The organism is Flavobacterium sp. ALJ2 (genome assembly GCF_015594725.1).
In the GTDB taxonomy this organism is placed as follows: Bacteria; Bacteroidota; Bacteroidia; order Flavobacteriales; family Flavobacteriaceae; genus Flavobacterium.
Map to the genome: position 1 here is coordinate 1 of NZ_JADNRC010000090.1, position 356 is coordinate 356.

The 356-nt window shown below is 27.2% G+C and carries 1 protein-coding gene; it reads right to left on the minus strand.

Annotated features, from left to right (window positions below):
* Positions 1 to 31 precede the first annotated feature (31 nt).
* The gene (locus tag IUY40_RS19345) at positions 32 to 274 is read right to left on the minus strand and encodes a hypothetical protein (protein ID WP_195738473.1); all 243 of its coding nucleotides are present in this window, start codon (positions 272 to 274) and stop codon (positions 32 to 34) included.
* Positions 275 to 356: the final 82 nt, after the last annotated feature.

The window sequence follows — 356 nt, forward strand, 5'->3', positions numbered from 1 at the left end:
AATTTTATGATTGAGTAAATAAACTCCGTAATTAATCTTTAAAAACCCTGACAATTATTTTGGTTAACGGGATTTCTTTACTTTCTTGTTTTACTATTACCTTACATTCTTTATTAGAACCGTTAACTTTAAATAAGATTTCGATAGGTTTACTTTTATCCAAGCTATTAAATGCTTTAAATATTTCTTCTTCTTGAAAATCTTGTGGGTTTTTATTAGTAATTATTTCAGAATGATATCTATTTAAATAATATATAATGTCTTCTCGTAACATAACATCAGCAACATATTTTTGTCCTGATGCATCTTGCCATCTTGGCTCTAAATTATAAGGAATAGCCCTAAGCTAAGCCCTA

What these genes read in the sequence shown, in the direction of transcription:
- IUY40_RS19345 (WP_195738473.1), bottom strand. Translation starts at nt 274, where the DNA reads ATGTTACGAGAAGACATTATATATTATTTAAATAGATATCATTCTGAA.